Origin of the sequence: Streptomyces sp. NPDC020807, assembly GCF_040641575.1 — a bacterium.
Lineage (GTDB): Bacteria > Actinomycetota > Actinomycetes > Streptomycetales > Streptomycetaceae > Streptomyces.
The window spans coordinates 173,691-191,902 of record NZ_JBFADU010000008.1 but is presented as its reverse complement, the minus strand read 5'-3'; the positions used below and the strand labels follow the sequence as shown (position 1 = coordinate 191,902).

The 18,212-nt window shown below is 75.8% G+C and carries 16 protein-coding genes; 11 read left to right on the top strand and 5 right to left on the bottom strand.

What is annotated here, in order from left to right; all coding sequences use genetic code 11:
• Positions 1–145: 145 nt before the first annotated feature.
• The 5 genes from AB0G79_RS15780 (at position 146) to AB0G79_RS15760 (ending at position 7,313) form a co-directional block, all read left to right on the top strand.
• The gene (locus AB0G79_RS15780; protein WP_360806403.1) at positions 146–2,029 is read left to right on the top strand and encodes a hypothetical protein; all 1,884 of its coding nucleotides are present in this window, start codon (positions 146–148) and stop codon (positions 2,027–2,029) included.
• A 95-nt stretch (positions 2,030–2,124) separates the two neighbouring features.
• Positions 2,125–2,958, top strand: coding sequence for a M55 family metallopeptidase (locus AB0G79_RS15775; RefSeq protein ID WP_360806400.1), 834 nt, complete (start codon positions 2,125–2,127; stop codon positions 2,956–2,958).
• A complete protein-coding gene (locus AB0G79_RS15770) occupies positions 2,951–4,300 on the top strand; it encodes a M20/M25/M40 family metallo-hydrolase (protein ID WP_360806397.1) in 1,350 nt (449 codons plus the stop codon). The genes AB0G79_RS15775 and AB0G79_RS15770 overlap by 8 nt, the downstream gene beginning before the upstream one ends.
• A gap of 20 nt (positions 4,301–4,320) precedes the next feature.
• Positions 4,321–6,348, top strand: coding sequence for a prolyl oligopeptidase family serine peptidase (locus AB0G79_RS15765; RefSeq protein WP_360806394.1), 2,028 nt, complete (start codon positions 4,321–4,323; stop codon positions 6,346–6,348).
• Positions 6,345–7,313, top strand: a complete 969-nt coding sequence (locus AB0G79_RS15760; protein WP_360806391.1) for an LD-carboxypeptidase — start codon at positions 6,345–6,347, stop codon at positions 7,311–7,313. The genes AB0G79_RS15765 and AB0G79_RS15760 overlap by 4 nt, the downstream gene beginning before the upstream one ends.
• 34 nt (positions 7,314–7,347) lie before the next feature.
• On the opposite strand, the gene AB0G79_RS15755 is transcribed toward AB0G79_RS15760, so the two are convergent.
• Together AB0G79_RS15755 and AB0G79_RS15750 are read right to left on the bottom strand one after the other, a co-directional pair.
• A complete protein-coding gene (locus AB0G79_RS15755; RefSeq protein WP_360806388.1) occupies positions 7,348–8,436 on the bottom strand; it encodes an adenosine deaminase in 1,089 nt (362 codons plus the stop codon).
• A gap of 263 nt (positions 8,437–8,699) precedes the next feature.
• Positions 8,700–9,470: a GntR family transcriptional regulator gene (locus tag AB0G79_RS15750; RefSeq protein ID WP_360806385.1), complete on the bottom strand. Its 771-nt coding sequence runs from the start codon at positions 9,468–9,470 to the stop codon at positions 8,700–8,702.
• A gap of 180 nt (positions 9,471–9,650) precedes the next feature.
• On the opposite strand from AB0G79_RS15750, the gene AB0G79_RS15745 reads away from it, so the two are divergent.
• The 3 genes from AB0G79_RS15745 (at position 9,651) to AB0G79_RS15735 (ending at position 11,055) form a co-directional block, all read left to right on the top strand.
• Entirely contained in the window at positions 9,651–9,902 is a 252-nt protein-coding gene (locus AB0G79_RS15745) for a DUF1049 domain-containing protein (RefSeq protein WP_360806382.1), read from the top strand.
• Positions 9,899–10,249 (top strand): hypothetical protein, encoded by a 351-nt coding sequence (locus AB0G79_RS15740; protein WP_360806379.1) that lies wholly within the window; start codon positions 9,899–9,901, stop codon positions 10,247–10,249. The genes AB0G79_RS15745 and AB0G79_RS15740 overlap by 4 nt, the downstream gene beginning before the upstream one ends.
• A gap of 212 nt (positions 10,250–10,461) precedes the next feature.
• Positions 10,462–11,055, top strand: coding sequence for a GNAT family protein (locus AB0G79_RS15735; RefSeq protein WP_360806376.1), 594 nt, complete (start codon positions 10,462–10,464; stop codon positions 11,053–11,055).
• On the opposite strand, the gene AB0G79_RS15730 is transcribed toward AB0G79_RS15735, so the two are convergent.
• The gene (locus AB0G79_RS15730; protein WP_360806373.1) at positions 11,043–11,375 is read right to left on the bottom strand and encodes a DUF6204 family protein; all 333 of its coding nucleotides are present in this window, start codon (positions 11,373–11,375) and stop codon (positions 11,043–11,045) included. The two genes, AB0G79_RS15735 and AB0G79_RS15730, sit on opposite strands and share 13 nt — an antisense overlap.
• A 143-nt stretch (positions 11,376–11,518) precedes the next feature.
• Here AB0G79_RS15730 and AB0G79_RS15725 point away from each other — a divergent pair, with 143 nt between their 5' ends.
• Positions 11,519–13,477, top strand: coding sequence for a DUF5107 domain-containing protein (locus tag AB0G79_RS15725; protein ID WP_360806370.1), 1,959 nt, complete (start codon positions 11,519–11,521; stop codon positions 13,475–13,477).
• Positions 13,478–13,860: 383 nt separating this feature from the next.
• On the opposite strand, the gene AB0G79_RS15720 is transcribed toward AB0G79_RS15725, so the two are convergent.
• Together AB0G79_RS15720 and AB0G79_RS15715 are read right to left on the bottom strand one after the other, a co-directional pair.
• The gene (locus AB0G79_RS15720) at positions 13,861–14,673 is read right to left on the bottom strand and encodes a methyltransferase domain-containing protein (RefSeq protein WP_360806367.1); all 813 of its coding nucleotides are present in this window, start codon (positions 14,671–14,673) and stop codon (positions 13,861–13,863) included.
• An 89-nt stretch (positions 14,674–14,762) separates the two neighbouring features.
• The gene (locus tag AB0G79_RS15715; RefSeq protein ID WP_360806364.1) at positions 14,763–15,281 is read right to left on the bottom strand and encodes a GNAT family N-acetyltransferase; all 519 of its coding nucleotides are present in this window, start codon (positions 15,279–15,281) and stop codon (positions 14,763–14,765) included.
• A gap of 255 nt (positions 15,282–15,536) precedes the next feature.
• On the opposite strand from AB0G79_RS15715, the gene AB0G79_RS15710 reads away from it, so the two are divergent.
• Both AB0G79_RS15710 and AB0G79_RS15705 read left to right on the top strand, forming a co-directional pair.
• On the top strand, positions 15,537–16,742 hold the full coding sequence (locus AB0G79_RS15710; protein WP_360806361.1) for a sulfite oxidase: 1,206 nt from the start codon (positions 15,537–15,539) through the stop codon (positions 16,740–16,742).
• A 91-nt stretch (positions 16,743–16,833) separates the two neighbouring features.
• Positions 16,834–18,066, top strand: coding sequence for an aminotransferase class I/II-fold pyridoxal phosphate-dependent enzyme (locus tag AB0G79_RS15705; RefSeq protein ID WP_360806358.1), 1,233 nt, complete (start codon positions 16,834–16,836; stop codon positions 18,064–18,066).
• The last annotated feature ends 146 nt before the right edge of the window (positions 18,067–18,212 follow it).

Sequence of the window (18,212 nt, the reverse complement as noted above, 5' to 3'; positions counted from 1 at the left end):
CTGCGGCCGACAGCCTATACGCACAGGTTGGCGATATTTCGCCCATTTCGAGCCGCGATTCGAGCCATTCAAACCAGTGGCGCGCCGACCGCCCCTACCGGAAGGATGCCCCCATGACTCACGGAATCGAGCTCCACCCCGCGCGTTGAGCGCCACACCCGGGCGCCCGACGCCCGCACCCGTCCCGACCGAGGGCCCCGCCCTGTACGCGTACGCCGAGAGCCTGCGCGCCCGCGCTCCCCACGCGCCCCCGCCCCCCGGCGGGCACCCGCTGCCCGACACGGCACGGCCCCCGGCCCGGCGGAAGGGCCTCTCCTACGCGGACGCCCGCACCGCCGTCACCGACGCCCTGCTCCCGTACCTCGGGGCCGCCGACCCCGTGCGCGCGGCCCGCGCCGCGGAACGCGCGCTCGGCGCGACGGGAGTCGTCCGCGCGCAGGCCGTTCACGCCGCGGCCGCGGCGATCGACCTGTCCGACGAACCCGCCGCCCGCGCCCGGACCCGCTTCCTCGCCCGGCGGCTCGTGCGCACCGGCACGACCGTCCCGGGCGTGTCGGCCGGCCTCGGGCTCCTGAACCGGCTCGGGGAACCGGAGGACGTGCCGTACCTGCGGGCCCTCGGCCTGCTCGACGGCCTGCTCCACCCCGTCGACGCGGCCCTCGCGCCCCTGGACCGGGAGGCCGCCGGCCTCGTCTGGCTGAGCCACCGGGACCGGGACGAGGAGCTGCGCGGTCTCGTCGACGCCCTGGCCGCCGGTGACCGGGCGGCCGTGACCGACCTGCTCGTGGGGCTCCCCACGGGCGAGCGGCGAGCGGGGCCCGAGTTCTCGCGCCGGATCGCCGAGGCCGTCGGGCTCGCCCGGCTCGTCCGGGAGGAGCCGGACCGTCCCGGGCTCCTCGCCGTGGCCGTGTGGCTCCTCGGCCGGATGACCAGCAGCAGGGACTACCACGCCGAGATCCTGCGGTACGGGGACGCCGTCGAGCTGTACGGGACGATCGCCGCCCACGCCCACCGGCTGCCCGGCGACGTGGACCACCGCGCCCCGCTGCTCACCCTCGCCCTCGACCTGCACAGCGGCGCCTCCCACCTGCTGCCCTGGCCGCCGGGCCGGCGCGAGGAGCTCCACCGCGCCCTCCTGGACTTCGCCGCGGGGAAGGGGGACGGGGACGAGGAGGCGTCGGCGTCGTCGGCCGACGGAGCGGGGCAGGCCGCGCGGAGGCGAGCCGAGTGGATCCGCCGCACGGTACGGCAGCTGCGGGCCGTACCGATGGACCCGCCCCGGTTCCGCGTCGAGGTGGCCGTCGCCGATCCCGGCGAGCCGGACGTCGTCGAGACGCGGTTCCTGATCGACGGGCGCCCGCTCGTTCCGGAGGCCTTCGGCCCCGGCCCCGGTGACCCTCCCGAACGGCTCCTCGACAGCGGTGCGCTGCGGGCCGGCCCCGAACCGCGGGAGGTACGGCTCGCGGAGGCGTACTGCACCGAGGGGTGCTGCGGCGCGCTCTACGTGACCGTACGCCGGGAGGGCGGGCACGTCGTGTGGAGCGACTGGCGCAGACCCCGGCTCCTGGCCGCCGCGCGGGGCGAGCTGCCCGCGTACCGCTTCGACGCCGCCGCGTACGACGCCGAGATCGCGCGCGCCGAGCGGGACCACGGCTGGACCTGGCCGGCCCGTCGCACCGCCCGGCTCGTCGCCGCGGGGCTCCGCGACCGGCCGGAGCTCCTGACCGGCCGGGGACTGCGGCTGCGCTGGATCAGCACGGACTTCGGCGAACCGGAGACCACCGTGGTCGCCTTCAGCGGGCCGCCGCTCGCCGCCGGGGGCCCGGAGCGGGGTGCGGGTCCGGGCGCGGATTCGGGCACGGGCTCCGGCACGGGTTCGGGCGGAGGTTCGGCGCAGGGCGAGGGCAAGACCTGCTACTTCCAGTGGCGGCTGCCCGACGACGGCACCCCGCCGGAGCGCCGCGCGGCGGACGCCCTGCGCCGGCTCGCCGCAGAGGATCCCCGCCGGTATCCGGAACTGCGCGCCTGACCGTACCGCCGTCCCGGTGACCGCCATTGGTCCACGCCAACGGCGGTTATCCACAGGGGTGGTAGGGGTGCCGCGCGGCGCGTACGGTGCCAGGCATGAAGATCCTCATCAGCGCCGACATGGAGGGCGCGACCGGTGTGACCTGGCCCGCCGACGTGCTGCCCGGCACGCCGCAGTGGGAGCGGTGCCGGGCCCTGTTCACGTCCGACGTGAACGCGGCCGTGCAGGGCTTCTTCGACGGCGGCGCCGACGAGGTGCTGATCAACGAGGCGCACTGGACCATGCGGAACCTGCTCCTGGAGCGGCTCGACGAGCGGGCCGAGATGCTCACCGGGCGGCACAAGGCGCTGTCGATGGTCGAGGGCGTGCAGCACGGGGACGTCGACGGGATCGCGTTCGTCGGCTATCACACGGGCGCCGGCGCGGAGGGCGTCCTCGCGCACACCTACCTCGCCAACTCGATCACCGGCGTGTGGCTGAACGGCGAGCGGGCGAGCGAGGGCGTGCTCAACGCGCACGTCGTCGCGGAGTACGGAGTGCCGGTCATCCTCGTCACCGGAGACGACCTGACCTGCGAGGACGCCCTCGGGTACGCGCCCGAGGCCCGCAAGGTCGCAGTCAAGGACCACGTCTCGCGGTACGCGGCCGTGTGCCGGACCCCGGCACGCACCGCCGCCGACATCAGGGCGGCGGCCAGGGACGCGACCTCGCTCGCCGTCCGGCACGAGCCCGTCAGGGGCGGCCCGTTCACCGTCGAGGTGGAGTTCGACGCGGAGCACCTGGGCGCCGCCGCCACGGTGGTTCCCGGCGTCGTGCGGAGCGGCGAGCGGCGCGTGTCGTACCTCGGGGGGACGATGTACGAGGCAATTCGCACGTTCAAGGCGGTCACGACCATCGTCTCGGCCGCGGTGGAGGAGCAGTATGGCTGACGAGATCCGGGGTCCCGACCCCACGGCCCCCGACCCGGCGGCGCTCGACGAGGTGGTCACGTACACCTCCGAGCTCATCCGCATCGACACCACCAACCGGGGCGACGGCGACTGCCGTGAGCGGCCGGCCGCCGAGTACGTCGCCGAGCGGCTCGCCGCCGCCGGGATCGAGCCCACGCTCCTGGAGCGGACGCCGGGCCGGACGAACGTGGTGGCCCGGATCCCCGGCACCGACCCCTCGGCCGACGCGCTCCTCGTCCACGGCCACCTCGACGTGGTCCCCGCCGACCCCGCCGAGTGGAGCGTCCACCCCTTCTCCGGGGAGGTCCGCGACGGGCTCGTGTGGGGGCGCGGCGCCGTCGACATGAAGAACATGGACGCGATGGTCCTGGCCGTCGTCCGCTCCTGGGCCCGGCAGGGCGTCCGGCCGCGCCGCGACGTCGTCCTCGCCTTCACCGCCGACGAGGAGGCCAGCGCCGAGGACGGCTCGGGCTTCCTCGCCGACCGGCACGCCGCCCTCTTCGAGGGGTGCACGGAGGGCATCAGCGAGTCCGGGGCGTTCAGCTTCCACCCGCAGCCCGACACCCGGATCTACCCGATCGCGGCGGGGGAGCGGGGCACCGCCTGGCTCAAGCTGACCGCCCGCGGCCGCGCCGGACACGGCTCCAAGGTGAACCACGCCAACGCCGTGACCCGGCTCGCCGCCGCCGTCGCCCGGATCGGCTCGCACACCTGGCCCGTCCGCCTCACCACCACCGTCCGCGCCGCCCTCACCGAGCTCGCCGCGCTGTACGGCATCGAGGTCGACACCCACGCGCGCGACCTCGACGTCGAGCTCCTCCTCGACAAGCTCGGCCCCGCCGCCGCGCTCGTCGAGTCCACCGTCCGCAACAGCGCGAACCCGACGATGCTGTCCTCCGGCTACAAGGTCAACGTCATCCCGGGCGAGGCCGTCGCCTACATCGACGGCCGGACCCTGCCCGGCGGGGACGCCGAGTTCGCCGCGACCATGGACCTGCTCACCGGGCCCGACGTGGAGTGGGAGTACCACCACCGCGAGGTCTCCCTCGAAGCCCCCGTCGACTCGCCCACCTTCGCCAAGCTCCGGGCCGCCGTCGAGCGCTTCGATCCGGACGGGCACGTCGTCCCCTTCACCATGTCCGGCGGCACCGACGCCAAGCAGTTCTCCCGGCTCGGCATCACCGGCTACGGCTTCTCGCCGCTCCGGCTGCCGCCCGGACTGGACTACGGGGCGCTCTTCCACGGCGTCGACGAACGCGTCCCGGTGGACGCGCTGCACTTCGGCGTCCGCGTGCTCGACCACTATCTGAAGTCCGCGTAGGACAGGGAGGGGGCGCGGGGATGGCCGCGACCATGATGAAGAGGACCGCCCCGTACGGGAGCTGGCCCTCGCCCGTCGACGCGGCCCTCGCCGCCTCCCACGACGGCCGCCCCGAGTACGTGGGGGCCGTCGGCGACGAGCTGTGGTGGACGGCGCCACGCCCGGAGGAGGGCGGCAGGCGCGCCCTCGTCCGGCGGCGCGCCGACGGCACCGAGGAGACCGTCCTCCCCGCCCCGTGGAACGTCCGCAGCAGGGTCGTCGAGTACGGCGGACAGCCCTGGGCCGCGACGGCGCGGGCCGAGGGCGGACCGCTCGTCGTCTTCTGCCACTTCCCCGACCAGCGGCTGTACGCGTACGAGCCCGGGTCCGGGGCGGCCTCGGCGGACGGCGGGGCGCCCCGCCCGCTGACCCCCGTCTCCGACGTCGGCGGCGGGCTGCGCTGGGTCGACCCGGTGATCCACCCGGACCGGGGCGAGGTGTGGTGCGTCCTGGAGGAGTTCACCGGCCCCGCGCCGACCGACGTGCGGAGGGCGGTCGTCGCCGTGCCCCTCGACGGCTCGGCCGCCGACGACCGCTCCGCCGTGCGGGAGCTCTCCGACGGGCGGCACCGGTTCGTGACCGGTCCCCGGCTCTCGCCCGACGGGCACCGGGCGGCCTGGATCGCCTGGGACCACCCCCGCATGCCCTGGGACGGCACCGAGCTGCGGCTCGCCGAGGTCGGCCCCGACGGCACGTTCGCGGGTGAGCGGACCGTCGCCGGCGGACCGGAGGAGTCGATCCCGCAGGTCGCCTGGGACGCCCGGGGACGGCTCCTCTTCGCGAGCGACCGGACGGGCTGGTGGAACCTCTACCGGGCGGAGGTGGACGCGTCGGGGAGCGCGGGGGAGCAGGCCGCGCTCTGCCCGCGCGAGGAGGAGTTCGCCGGGCCGCTCTGGAAGATCGGGCTCACCTGGTTCGCTCCCCTGGACGACGGCCTGATCGCCGTCGTCCACGGCACGGGCAGCACCGCCCTCGGCATCCTCGACCCCGCGACCGGCGCGGTCGCCGACGCGGCCGGGCCCTGGACCGAGTGGGCCTCCACCCTGGCCGTGCGGGACACCCGGGTCGTCGGCGTCGCCGCGTCGCCGCGCGGCTCGTACGAGCTCGTCGAGCTCGACACCGGCACGGGCCACGCCCGCGTGGTCGGCGCCCCCCACACGGACGCCGTCGACCCCGCGTACTACCCCGAGCCCCACGAGCGCGTCTTCACCGGCCCCGGCGGGCGCGAGATCCACGCGCAGATCCACCCGCCCCACCACCCGGCGTTCACCGGCCCCGACGACGAGCGCCCGCCCTACGTCATCTGGGCCCACGGCGGCCCCACCGGGCGCGCGCCGCTCGTCCTCGACCTGGAGATCACCTACTTCACCTCGCGCGGGATCGGCGTCGCCGAGGTCAACTACGGCGGCTCGACCGGCTACGGCCGGGAGTACCGCGACAGGCTGCGCGAGCGCTGGGGCGTCGTCGACGTCGAGGACTGCGCCGCCGTCGCGGCCGCGCTCGCCGCCGAGGGCACCGCCGACCCCGCGCGGCTCGCGGTGCGCGGCGGCAGCGCGGGCGGCTGGACGACCGCCGCGTCGCTCGTCTCCACCGACGTGTACGCCTGCGGCACGATCATCTACCCCATCCTGGACCTCCTCGGCTGGGCCACCGACGAGACCCACGACTTCGAGTCCCAGTACCTCCACGGCCTGATCGGCCCCCTCGACGAGGTGCCCGAGCGCTACCGGGAGCGTTCCCCGATCGAGCACGTCGACCGGATCACCACCCCGTTCGTGCTGCTCCAAGGGCTCGACGACGTGATCTGCCCGCCCGCGCAGGCGGAGCGCTTCCTCGCCCGGATGGCGGGGCGGGGCGTCCCGCACGCCTACCTGGGCTTCGCCGGGGAAGGGCACGGCTTCCGGATGGCAGACACGATGGTCCGGGCCCTGGAGGCCGAACTCGCCCTGTACGTGAGGACCTTCGGTCTCGACCGGACGGACGTGCCCGGACTGGAGCTGCGCACGTGACTCGGCCCCTGGAACCCCCGACGCGGGCGCCCCGGCCTCTGGAACCCCTGACGCGGGCGCCCCGGCTGCGGCCCGGCGCGCGGGTCGCCGTCGTCGCGCCGAGCGGGCCCGTACCCGGGGAGCGGCTCGCGGCCGGGCTCGCCATCCTGCGCGGCTGGGGCCTGGAGCCGGTCGTCGCCCCGCACGTCCTCGCCACCCACCCCACCCTCGGGCACCTGGCGGGCACCGACGAGGCGAGGGCCCGGGACCTGACGGAGGCCTGGTGCGATCCGGCGGTCTCCGCCGTCCTCTGCGCGCGCGGCGGCTACGGGGCCCAGCGGATGGTCGACCTCCTCGACTGGCCGGCGATCCGGGCGGCCGGACCCAAGGTCCTCGTCGGATACAGCGACATCACCGCCCTCCACGAGGCCTTCGCCCTCCGCGCGGGCCTGGCCACGCTGCACGGGCCGATGGTCGCGGCCGGCACCTTCCTGGAGGACGCCCGCACCCAGGAGTCGCTGCGCGCGACGCTCTTCGAGCCGGAGTCGGTCCGGACCCTGGGCCTGGAGACGGCCCGGGCGCTGGCCCCCGGGCGGGCCCGGGGCGTCACCTTCGGCGGCTGCGTCAGCCTGCTCGCCGCCGACCTCGCCACGCCGGGCGCCAGAACCTCGGCGCGCGGCGGGCTGCTGCTCGTCGAGGACGTGGGGGAGGAGCCGTACCGGCTCGACCGCGTCCTCACCCAGCTGCTGAGATCGGGCCTGCTCGACGGGGTCACGGGCATCGGCCTGGGCTCGTGGGAGGAGTGCGGCCCGTACGAGGAGGTGCGGGCGGTCCTCGCCGACCGGCTCGGCGGCCTCGGCATCCCCGTCGTCGAGGAGCTGGGCTTCGGCCACTGCCGGACGGCGCTGACCGTGCCGCTGGGGGTGCCCGGCCTCCTCGACGCGGAGACGGGCACCCTCACCCTCGACGTACCGGCCCTGGCGTGAACCGGGGCCGGCGGCGTTCCGCGGGCGCGGGCGCTCAGAGAGCGGCGTAGCCCGGCCGGACGACCTCGTCGATCAGATGCTGCCGCTCGGGCAGCGGCAGGAACGCGGCCTCCAGGGCGGCGACGGTGAACTCCTCGAACACCTCGGGGCCGTAGCCGAAGGCGTCCACCATGTGCTGGAACTCCTCGCTCATGGTGGTGCCCGAGACCAGGCGGTTGTCGGTGTTGAGCGTGACGCGGAAGCCGAGGCGGCGCAGCTCGTCGATCGGGTGCGAGGCGTAGTCCTTCGCGGCGCCCGTCTGGAGGTTGGAGGTCGGGCAGACCTCCAGGGCGATGCGGTTGTCGCGGACGTACGAGGCGAGGTGGCCCAGCGTGCCGTCCTCGGCGATGTCGTCGGTGATCCGCACGCCGTGGCCGATGCGCTCGGAGCCGCAGACCTGCACGGCCTCGTGGATCGACTCCGCGCCGACGGCCTCGCCCGCGTGGATCGTGAAGTGGCAGTTCTCCCGCTTGAGGTGCTGGAAGGCGGGGAGGTGGCGGGCCGGCGGGTTGCCGATCTCGCCGCCGGCGATGTCGAAGCCGGCCACGCCGTTGTCCCGGTGGGCGACGGTGAGCCGCGCGATCTCCAGGGAGCGGTCGGTGTGGCGCATGCCGGTGAGGAGCGTGCGGACGGTGATCCGGTCGCCGGTGCGGCGCTCGCCCTCGCGGAAGCCCTCGTTCACCGCCTCGACGACCTCGTCGAGGGTCAGGCCGCCTTCGAGGTGCTGCTCGGGGGCGTAGCGGATCTCGGCGTAGACGACGCCGTCCGCGGCGAGGTCCTCGGCGCACTCGGCCGCGATGCGCGTGAGCGCCTCGCGGGTCTGCATCACCGCGCAGGTGTGGGCGAAGGTCTCCAGGTACCGCTCCAGGGAGCCGGAGTCGGCGGCGTCCCGGAACCAGACCGCGAGCGCGGCCGGGTCCTCGGTCGGGAGCGCGGTGTAGCCGACCTCGCGCGCCAGTTCGACGATGGTCGCGGCGCGCAGGCCGCCGTCGAGGTGGTCGTGGAGGACGGCCTTCGGGGCGCGGCGGATCCACTCGGAGACGGTGGGGGCGGCAGGCGCGGCAAGGTTGTCAGACAAGTGCATGGCGGGGAAGTGTACGCCACGCCGAGACCGCGCGCTGTGACGGCCATGACAAGGCGGTGGCGGGCGGGCCGCGGGGGCCGGGGCCGGCGGGGTCGGACGGCCGGCGACCGGCGGCCGGCGGGGACGGACTGCCGGTGACCGGTGGTCGGTGGGGCCGGACGACCGGGGGCCGTCGGACGGCGGGGCCGCTGGGGGACGGGTGCTCGGTGGGGCGACGCGAAGGGGGGTGTCGTCGGGCGGCGGGGCGGACGGAGGGCCGGCGGTCAGTGGGACTGGAGGACCGGCAGGGCGGGGGCGCCCGTCGGGAGCATGTGCTTCGCCGCCAGGACCGGGACGTCCCCGACCCGTACGACCTGGGTGACCAGGACCGCGGGGGTGTCCGCCGGGCGGCCGAGCTGCTCGCCGCGCCGCCGCCCGAGCAGGGTCGCCGTGATGCCGCTGTGCGCGCTGAGCGCGGTCTCGCGGGAGGCCCCGACCAGGACCGAGAGCATCGACACGGCGGGCGCGGGCCCAGCCGGGGCCGTGGACTCCGCCGCGCTCCGCAGGGCGCGCGCGAACTCCGGGTGCGCCCGGTTCAGCACGTCGTCCGCCGCCGCCCACTCGTGGCTGAGGGCCGCCGCCGTGCCCTCCCCGGCCAGCACGGTCTCCCAGAACCGCAGCTCGGCACGGGCCGGAGCCAGCAGGTGCTGGGTCGTGAAGTCGGTGGGCTCCTCGACCGTCCGGAGCAGCGCCCGGACGCGGAGCGGGCCGCCCGCGCCGATCAGCTCCTCCAGCGGCTGGACGTGCTCGAAGCCGCGGCGCGGCGGTCGGTCGTTGACGGTCCGGCCGACCCCGCGCCGCACGGAGAGCAGGCCGTCCTCCTGGAGCAGCAGCAGGGCCTCGCGCAGCGCGGGCCGGCTCACGCCCAGTTCGGCGGCGAGCTTCGGCTCGGAGGGGAGGGTCGAACCGGGCGGGTAGGTGCCGTCGTGGACGGCGTCCGCGATCCGCTCGTAGAGCGCCACGACCGGCCGTCGCCGCTGCCCGCTGACCGTCACGGCCGTCTCCTCGCCTCTCGCTGCCCGGCTCTCCGCCCGCTGCCGGACGGTGTCAGGACCCCACGGTAACCGCCCTTGTTGTCTGACAAGTCACCCGTACGGCTCTGCTCACCATCACGGCGGGGCGTCACGCGCCCCATTCTGGTCCCAAGCCGGCACGACCGAGGAGAGGGTGGGTCCATGAGTCCCAAGCAGACGTCCGGGGCGTCGGGAGGCGGCACCTCGCGGTTCAGCGGGGCGTTCACCCCGGGGCGGATCGCCATGATCGTGGTCGCCGTCCTCACCCTGGTCTTCATCTTCGAGAACACCCGCGAGGTCAAGATCCGGATCCTGATCCCCGAGGTGTCCCTGCCGCTCTACGTGGCGCTGCTCGCGACCGCCCTCCTCGGTGCCGGTCTCGGGTTCTACGCGGCGGCCCGGAGGCGCAAGTGAGGCGGGCCGCCTTCGTCGGCGCGGGCGCGGTCCTCGCGCTCGCCGCCGTCGCCGTCGGCTCGGCCGACGATCCCGCCGTGCCGGGCATGCCGATACCCGCCCGCCCGATGCCGGACCTGCTCGACGTGCCGCTGTGGCGGGTCTTCACCCGGCTGCCGCGCCGCACCCGCCTCGACGTCCACGACGCGAGCGGCCGGGACCGGCGCGTGCTCTGGCCGTCGAACTGGCGGGTGTGCACGCAGTACCCGGCCGCCGGTACGGGCGTGGGGCGCCGCACGACCGCCGTGATCGGCGTCGTACGCAAGGGCGAGAGCTGCCCGCCCCGCGTCCTCACCGCCCGGCGCTGACCCGGACGGCTCGCATCGGGGGCCGGGCCGGAGCACGACCCGGTGGTGCGTGGTCAGGCGCTGGTCGTCACCCGGGCGCCGCGCTGCGTGCGCCACCTCCTCAAGAGTCACGGGCAGCCGCCGAAGGTGAGGGCGCCGCCGCGTCCTGACCGCCGCCGTCCTCTCGCGCGACCCCCGGGCCTTTCCGGGCCCGGGCCCCCTACCCTGGCCCCATGCCCGACGACCAAGGACGCTTCCTCGCCACCGGGCCCCGCGTGGGCCTGCGGCCCTTCTCCCCGGACGACGCCGAGGAGTTCACGGCACGCGCCCGGGAGAGCCGCGAGCTCCACCGGCCGTGGCTCTTCCCGCCGTGCACGCCCGAGGCGTACGCCGTGTACGCGGGCGCGCTGACCGGTGACCCGGCGCGCGCCGGGTTCCTCGTCTGCGAGCACGAGGGGCCGGGGGTCGCGGGGCACGGCGACGGCGGGCGCATCGCCGGGTTCGTCAACATCAACAACATCGTCCGCGGCGCCTTCCGCAGCGGGGCCCTCGGCTACGGTGCCTTCGCGCACGCCGCCGGGCGCGGACTCCTCGGCGAGGCTCTCGGGCTCGTCATGGCGTACGCCTTCGGGCCCCTGGAACTGCACCGCCTGGAGGCGAACATCCAGCCCGGCAACGCCGCCTCCCGCGCGCTCGTCCGGCGTGCCGGCTTCCGCCTGGAGGGCTTCTCGCCCGCCATGCTCTTCGTCGACGGGGCCTGGCGGGACCACGAACGGTGGGCGATCACCGCCCCCGACGGTCCGGCCGCGCCGCCTCAGCGCTTGTAGTTGATCTTCATCGTGTCGAGGTCGGTCACCGTCGAGCGCAGCGCCTTGTACCCGTGGCCGAGCGCCCGCAGGGCGTTCTCCACCCGCTCCTCCGCGAGCGCGCCCGCCATCTCGTCGCCGTCCGCCGCGTCCGAGACGACCACGAGCCGGTACGAGAAGTGCTTGAGCGTCCGGTCGTAGGTGAGCGAGCCCTCCTCCGTGAACTGCATCGCCGCGAGCCCGTGCTCCTCGACCTCGGAGAGCAGTCGCGACCGGCTCTCCTCCGACAGTCCGTCGAAGGTGCCGCGCACGATGACCCGATAGGTGTGCTGCGTGCTCATGTCCCGTACTCCCGCGGTGCTCCCGGAGGCCGCCCGGACGGCAGCCGACCCTCCAGCCTAGGACGGCTCCGGCGACGGTGCCCGCGATTTTCCGGCCGGGAGAACCCCTGGTCACGGCAGACCCCGCCGTGTTCCATGGGTGGATGACGACCGTACGACGTGCCGTACTGACGCTGCCCGCGGCCCCCTTGGGACCGGACAACCCCCTGCCCGCCCTGCGGACCCACGACCGTGCGCACACGATCGACCCGGAGACCCTCGCCGGGCTCCCGCGCGACATGGCCCGCAACCTCGGCCGCGCACCCCTGCGCAGCCTCCTGCCCGCCCCCGTGCGCGACGGTTACGGGCGCGAGCGCACCCCCACCGGCCTCGACGCGATCGTCATCGAGAACGACCGGCTCCGCGTGACCGTCCTGCCCGGCCTCGGCGGCCGGGTCCACTCCCTCCACCACAAGCCCACCGGACGCGAACTCCTCTACCGAAACCCGGTGTTCCAGCCCGCCGCCTTCGCGCTCAACGGTGCCTGGTTCTCCGGCGGCATCGAGTGGAACACCGGGGCCACCGGCCACTCCACCCTCTCCTGCTCGCCCCTCCACGCGGCCGTCGTCACCGCCCCCGGCGGCGGTCCGATGCTCCGCCTCTGGGAGTGGGAGCGCCTGCGCGACCTGCCCTTCCAGGTCGACCTGTGGCTTCCCGAGGGCTCCGACTTCCTCCGCGTCGGCGTCCGGATCCGCAACCCGCACGAGCGGCCGGCGCCGGTCTACTGGTGGTCCAACATCGCGGTGCCCGAGGACCGCCGCGTCGTCGTGCCGGCGGACGCCGCCTGGCACCACGGCTACGAGCGCGGCCTGCACCGGGCGCCCTTCCCCGTCGCGGAGGACGGCGGGGCCGACCGCTCGTACCCGCACGCCGCCGAGCACGCCGCCGACTGGTTCCACGACCTGCCCGACGGGCAGCGCCGCTGGATCGCCGCTCTCGACGCCGACGGCACCGGCCTGGTCCAGACGTCCACCGACCACCTGCGCGGACGCAAGCTCTTCGTCTGGGGCCGCGGTCCCGGTGGCCGCCGCTGGCAGGAGTGGCTCACCGAACCCGGCACCCCCGGATACGCCGAGATGCAGGCGGGCCTCGCCCGCACCCAGCTGGAGCACCTGGAACTGCCGGGCGAGAGCGAGTTCAGCTGGATGGAGGCGTACGGGCCGGTGGCCGCCGATCCCGCGACGGTGCTCGGCGAGGACTGGGCGGCAGCCCGTACGGCCGTGGAGGAAGGCCTCGCGCGGGCGTTGGCGCGCGCCGAGGTCGACGCGGCGTACGAGGCCTGGATCGCGCACGCGGCCGACGCCGAACCCGGGGGCGTCCTCGCCGAGGGGTCGGGCTGGGGCGCCCTCGAAGTCCTGCGCGGGCGGTACGAGTTGCCCGGCACGCCCTTCCACGAGTCGACACTCGGCCCCGAGCAGGCTCCCTGGCGCGCCCTGTTGGACACCGGCGTCCTGCCCGCACCGGAGAAGGGCGCCCCGCCGGGACCGCCCCTGGTCTCCGCGCCCTGGCGGGACATGCTGGAGACCGCCCCCGCCGACCCGTCCACCGAGTACCACCTCGGCATCGCCCAGTGGCACGCCGACGACCGGGCGCAGGCGGTACGGAGCTGGGAGCGCGGCCTGCGCGAGGCGGCCGTGCGCTGGCCCCTGCTGTACTGCCTGGCCGTCGCCGACCGCGAGGACGGACATCCCGCACGGGCCGCCGAGCGGTTCGCCGAGGCCTTCACCGACCACGCGGACCGGGCGGGCGAGGACGAGGCGGTCGCCGCCGCCCTCGGCCGCGAGGCGCTCACCGCCCTGCTCGCCGCCGGACGCCCCGGCCGGGCGCGCGAGGTGTGGGGGCGGCTGTCGGACGCGGTCCGGGAGCGGGGCGCCTTCCGGCTGATCGAAGCGCGGCTGCTGCTCGCCGAGGGGCGGACGGCCGAGGCCCGCGCCGTCTTCGACGCGGGCTTCGAGGTCGCGGACCTCCGTGAGGGCGCCGAGGTCATCGGAGACCTGTGGGCGGACATCAGCGACGAACCGCTCCCGTATTCCTACGAGTTCAGGATGCGCCCGGCCGACTGACGGTCGGTACGCTGGGCGGTGCGACCCGCGAGGGGGAGGTGTGGGCATGGCGGCCTGGGCGACGGCCGAGTGCCGGTGCGGACATCCGCGCTTCCGTCACACGGGGTCCCGGTTCTCGGGTTCCTGCGGTGCCTGTCTGTGCGACGCGTTCGTCCTGCCTCCGCCGGGGCCGGGGTACTTCGACCCCGACCCGGCGGCCCCGGAACCGGACCGCACCCCGCATCCGAGCTGCCCGCTCCAGGATCCGGACTGCAACGGGTTCCACGACTTCTCCTGATCGCTGATCGCTGATCGCTGATCGCTCATCCCTGATCGGCCCGATGCGGCCCGCTCCGGGCCGATGCGGATCTGGTGCCGCCCGATGCGGATCAGGTGCGGCCCGGTCAGGACACCCGGCACAGGATCTCGCCGTGCGGGACCATGAACCACGCGTCCTCCTGCTCGCCCCACTCCCGCCACGCCTCGCCGATCGCCGCCAGCTCGTCGGCGGTCGCGTGGCCGCCGGAGACGGCCAGGCCCGCGTACGACGAGGCCGTCGTCCGGTCCGCCCACAGGCCGCTCCACCAGGCCCGTTCCTCGGGGGTCGCGTAGCACCAGGTGCCGGCCGTCGTCGTGACGTCGGTGAAGCCCGCCCGGCGGGCCCAGGCGAACAGCCGCCGCCCGGCGTCCGGTTCGCCGCCGTTGGCGCGCGCGACCCGGTGGTACAGGTCCAGCCACCCGTCCAGGGCGGGCCGCTCGGGATACCAGGCGAAGGCGCCGTAGTCGCTGTCGCGCGCGGCGACGACCCCGCCGGGCCGGCAGACGCGCCGCATCTCGCGCAGCGCCTGGACCGGGTCGCCGACGTGCTGGAGCACCTGGTGGGCGTGGACCACGTCGAAGGAGTCGTCGGGGAAGTCCAGGGAGTGGACGTCCGCGACCGCGAACTCGACGTTCTTCAGGCCGCGTTCGTCGGCCACGGCACGCGCCTTCTCCAGGACGTCCTCGGCGGCGTCCACCGCGACCACCCGGCCCGGCGCGACCAGGGCGGCCAGGTCGGCGGTGATGGTGCCGGGACCGCAGCCCACGTCCAGGACGTCGAGCCCCGGTCGCAGCTCGGGGAGCAGGTAGGCCGCCGAGTTGGCGGCGGTCCGCCAGGTGTGCGACCGCAGGACGGACTCGTGGTGGCCATGGGTGTAGGTGGCGGTCTCGTGCGTCATCGAACGACTCCCTCGGTGTGGGTGCGTCCCTCCACCGTACGCACTCCTGCCGAATAGTGAGACCCGCGTCTTGCCATGTGGACATCGCCTCAGGCGAACAGCTCTGTCCCGTACCGGAGTTCCTCGAGCTCCCTCCCGGCCGTGACGTCCCACGCCGAGGCGCCGTCGGGCCGCCACCCCGCCGCCTCGTAGAACCGCCGGGCCCGCGCGTTCCCGGCGAACACCCAGAGCGCCGCCGTCCGGAACCCGGCCGCCCGGAGGGCTTCGGCGGACGCGGCGAGCAGCTCGCGGCCCACGCCCGTGCCCCACGCCTCCGGCAGGGCGTACAGCGCCGACAGCTCGGCCGTGGCCGTGGGGTCCAGGTCCTCGCCCGGCCAGGCGCGGAAGGCGGAGAAGCCCACGACCCGCCCGCCGGGCTCCGTCGCGAGCAGGACGGTGGGCCGGTCGGGTGCCGAGAGCCGCGCCCGCCACACGGCGGCCCGCTCGTCCGGGTCCAGACCGGCGAGGTAGGAGTCGGGGAGCAGGTCGCGGTAGGCGGCGCGCCAGGACTGGACGTGGACGGCGGCGAGCTCGGCGGCGTCTTCGGGAAGGGCTTCACGTATCGACATGCCGCATTCTGGCCCGCCCGTCCCCGCGACCGCCTCCGCATTCCGGCCCGCCCGGTCCCGCGGCCGCCCCCGCGTTCCTGCCCGGTCCGGCCCCGCGACCGCCCCCTCGTTCCGCCCGCCGGGACCGCGGCCGCTCCCCGTCCCGACCGCCCCGCGTGTGACAACCCCGTGAACGGGCCGCCCGAGCCCTCTCCTCGGGCCCTCCGTATCCCTAGGATCGGCCCGCCGCCCCCCCCGAACCCTCCGAGGAGTTCCGTGCCGTACTCGCCCGTGCCCGCTCCCGACCGCCGTGCCCTCCTGAAGCTGCTCGCCGCGGGCCCGGCGCTCTCCGTGCTCGGCGGGATCGCCACGGCCCCCGCGGCCTCCGCCGCGACCGCCGCCCCGGGCATCCTCAAGCCCCTCCCGCCGGAGTGGTTCACCGTCCGCGGCACGAACGCCGAGGCCCGCTTCGACGCCTTCGCGGGCACCGGCCCCCGGACCTCCAACGAGCGCTTCTTCGTCCGCAACCACACCTCCACCCCCGTCCTCGACGCCGCCGACTGGCGCCTGACGCTCTGGGGCGACGGCCTCCACGGCCGCGCCCCGGTCCACTTCACGTACGGACAGCTCCGCGACCTGCCGTCCGTCACCCGTACGGCCCTGATCGAGTGCGCCGGAAACGGCCGCAGCCTCTACGCCACCCAGCAGGGCGAGCCCGCCACCGGAACCGCCTGGACGCTCGGCGCCGTCGGCGCGGCCCGCTGGCGCGGGGTGCGCCTCTCGGACGTGCTGCTGCGCGCCGGGATCGCCGCCGACGCCGTCGACCTCCTGCCGCGCGGCCTGGACGACCCGTACGTCTCCGGCGGCGTCGACTTCGGCCGGGTCCGCCGCCCGCTGCCGGTCGCCAAGGCCTTCGACGACGTGCTCCTCGCGTACGAGATGAACGGCGAGCCCCTTCCGTACGACCACGGCCACCCGGTCCGGCTCGTGGTGCCCAACTGGGTGGGCATCGCCTCCGTCAAGTGGCTCGGCGACATCGAGGTGTCCACCCGCCCGCTGACCTCACCCTGGACCACGGACTGGTACCGCCTCTTCGGCCCGGCGCACCCGCCCGGCGGCAGCGCGCCGCTCACGCTCCAGACGGTCAAGTCGGCGTACGAGCTCCCCTTCGGGGCCACCCTCGCGGCGGGACGGCTCCACCGGCTCACCGGCCGCGCCTGGTCCGCCCACGCCCCCGTCCGCACGGTCGAGGTATCCGTCGACGGAGGCGCCCACTGGAGGCCCGCCCGGCTCCTCGACACGCCCCGGCGGGGCGGCTGGGTCCGCTGGACCGTGCCGTGGCTCCCGCACCGCACCGGCCCCGCCACCCTCCTCTCGCGGACCACCGACGCCGCCGGGAACACCCAGCCGGAGCGGGCCGTCCACAACGTGCAGGGCTATCTCTTCAACGCCGTCGTACGTCACCCGATCACCGTCGCCTGAAGCGGCGAAACCACCCGAACCTTCGTATAAAGGGCACGGGGGTGCCTGCCCGGCGCCCCCGTGCGCCCAGCAGGTACGGGAGGTACGGGAGATGCGGCAGACGGCCCCGGACGGCCGTGGACCGGTGCGGTACGGGCCGCCCGCGCCCGACATCGGCCTGCCCGTTCTCCCCGGACTCGCCGCCCTCCTCGCCGCGGCCGCCGGCCGCGCCGCCGCCGAACCGCCCGGCGGTGGCCCCGTCCTGCGCGAGGCGGCCTCCGGCTACTGGTGGCGCAGGGGTCTGCGGACCCACGCCGAGGACGTGGTCGCCGCCCCCGGCGCGCCCACCCTCCTCCTCGCCCTGATCGCCGCCCACGGCGGTGACGTGCTCCTGCCCCGGCCCTGCCCCGCCTGGTGGGCCCCGCAGGTCCGCCTCCTCGGCCGCCCCGCGTACCACGTGCCGACCCCCGCCGAATGCGGCGGCGTCCCCGACCCGTACGCCCTCCTGGAGACCGTGCGGCGGGTCCGCGCCGAGGGCGGCGACCCCCGCGTCCTCCTCCTCTCCGTCGCCGACGACCCGACCGCCACCGTCGCCCCGCCCGAACTCGTCCGCGAGGCCTGCGAGGCGGCCGTGGCCGAGGGGCTGCACGTCGTCAGCGACGAGACCTGGCGCGACACCCTCCACCACCCGCAGGACACCGTGCTCCTGAGCCCCGCCGAGATGTGCCCGGACGACGTCACCGTCCTCACCGACCTGTCCGGCGCGCTCGCCCCCGCCGCCTGGCCCTGCGCCGTCGCCCGCTTCCCGCCCACCGGCCCGTCCCGCGCCGACCGCTGGACCGACCGCAGGGCCCGGACGCTCGACGTGCTCACCGCCCTCGGCGCCGTCGTCACCGGGCCCGTCGCCCCCGCCGCCGCGCACGCCCTCGACGAACCCGAGGACGTCATCGTGCGCGCCCGCCGGGCCGCCGCCCTCCACGGCCGGATCGCCGCCGCCGCGCACCGGGCCGTCCTCGCCGCCGGGGCCCTCTCCCGGCCCCCGCGCGCCGGACGCCATCTCTACGTGGACCTGGGGCCGTTGCGTGAGGGCCTCGCCGCCCGGGGCGTCACCGACTCCCTGGAGCTGGAGCAGCACCTCACCCACCGCCTCGGCGCCCCCGCCCCCGGCGGCCACCGCTTCGGCGACGAACTCGGCGCCCTGCGCGTCCGGTGGGGTACAGGGATGTTCCTCGGCGCCACCGAGGAGGAGCGGACCGAGACCCTGACGGTCCCGGACCCCGAGGAACTCCCGCATGTGGCGCGGGCGCTGAAGGAGTTCGGCGAAGCGCTGGAGGAGCTCCGGTGAGCCCGGCCGCGCGACGGCCGGAGCGCACCCCGGCCGTACGGCGACCGACACGCACCCCGGCCGCACGAGGGCCGAGGCGCACCCCGACCACCCGCCGACGTCACGAGTCCCGCCGGTCACGACCCGGCGGTCCCGCGCGAGCCGCG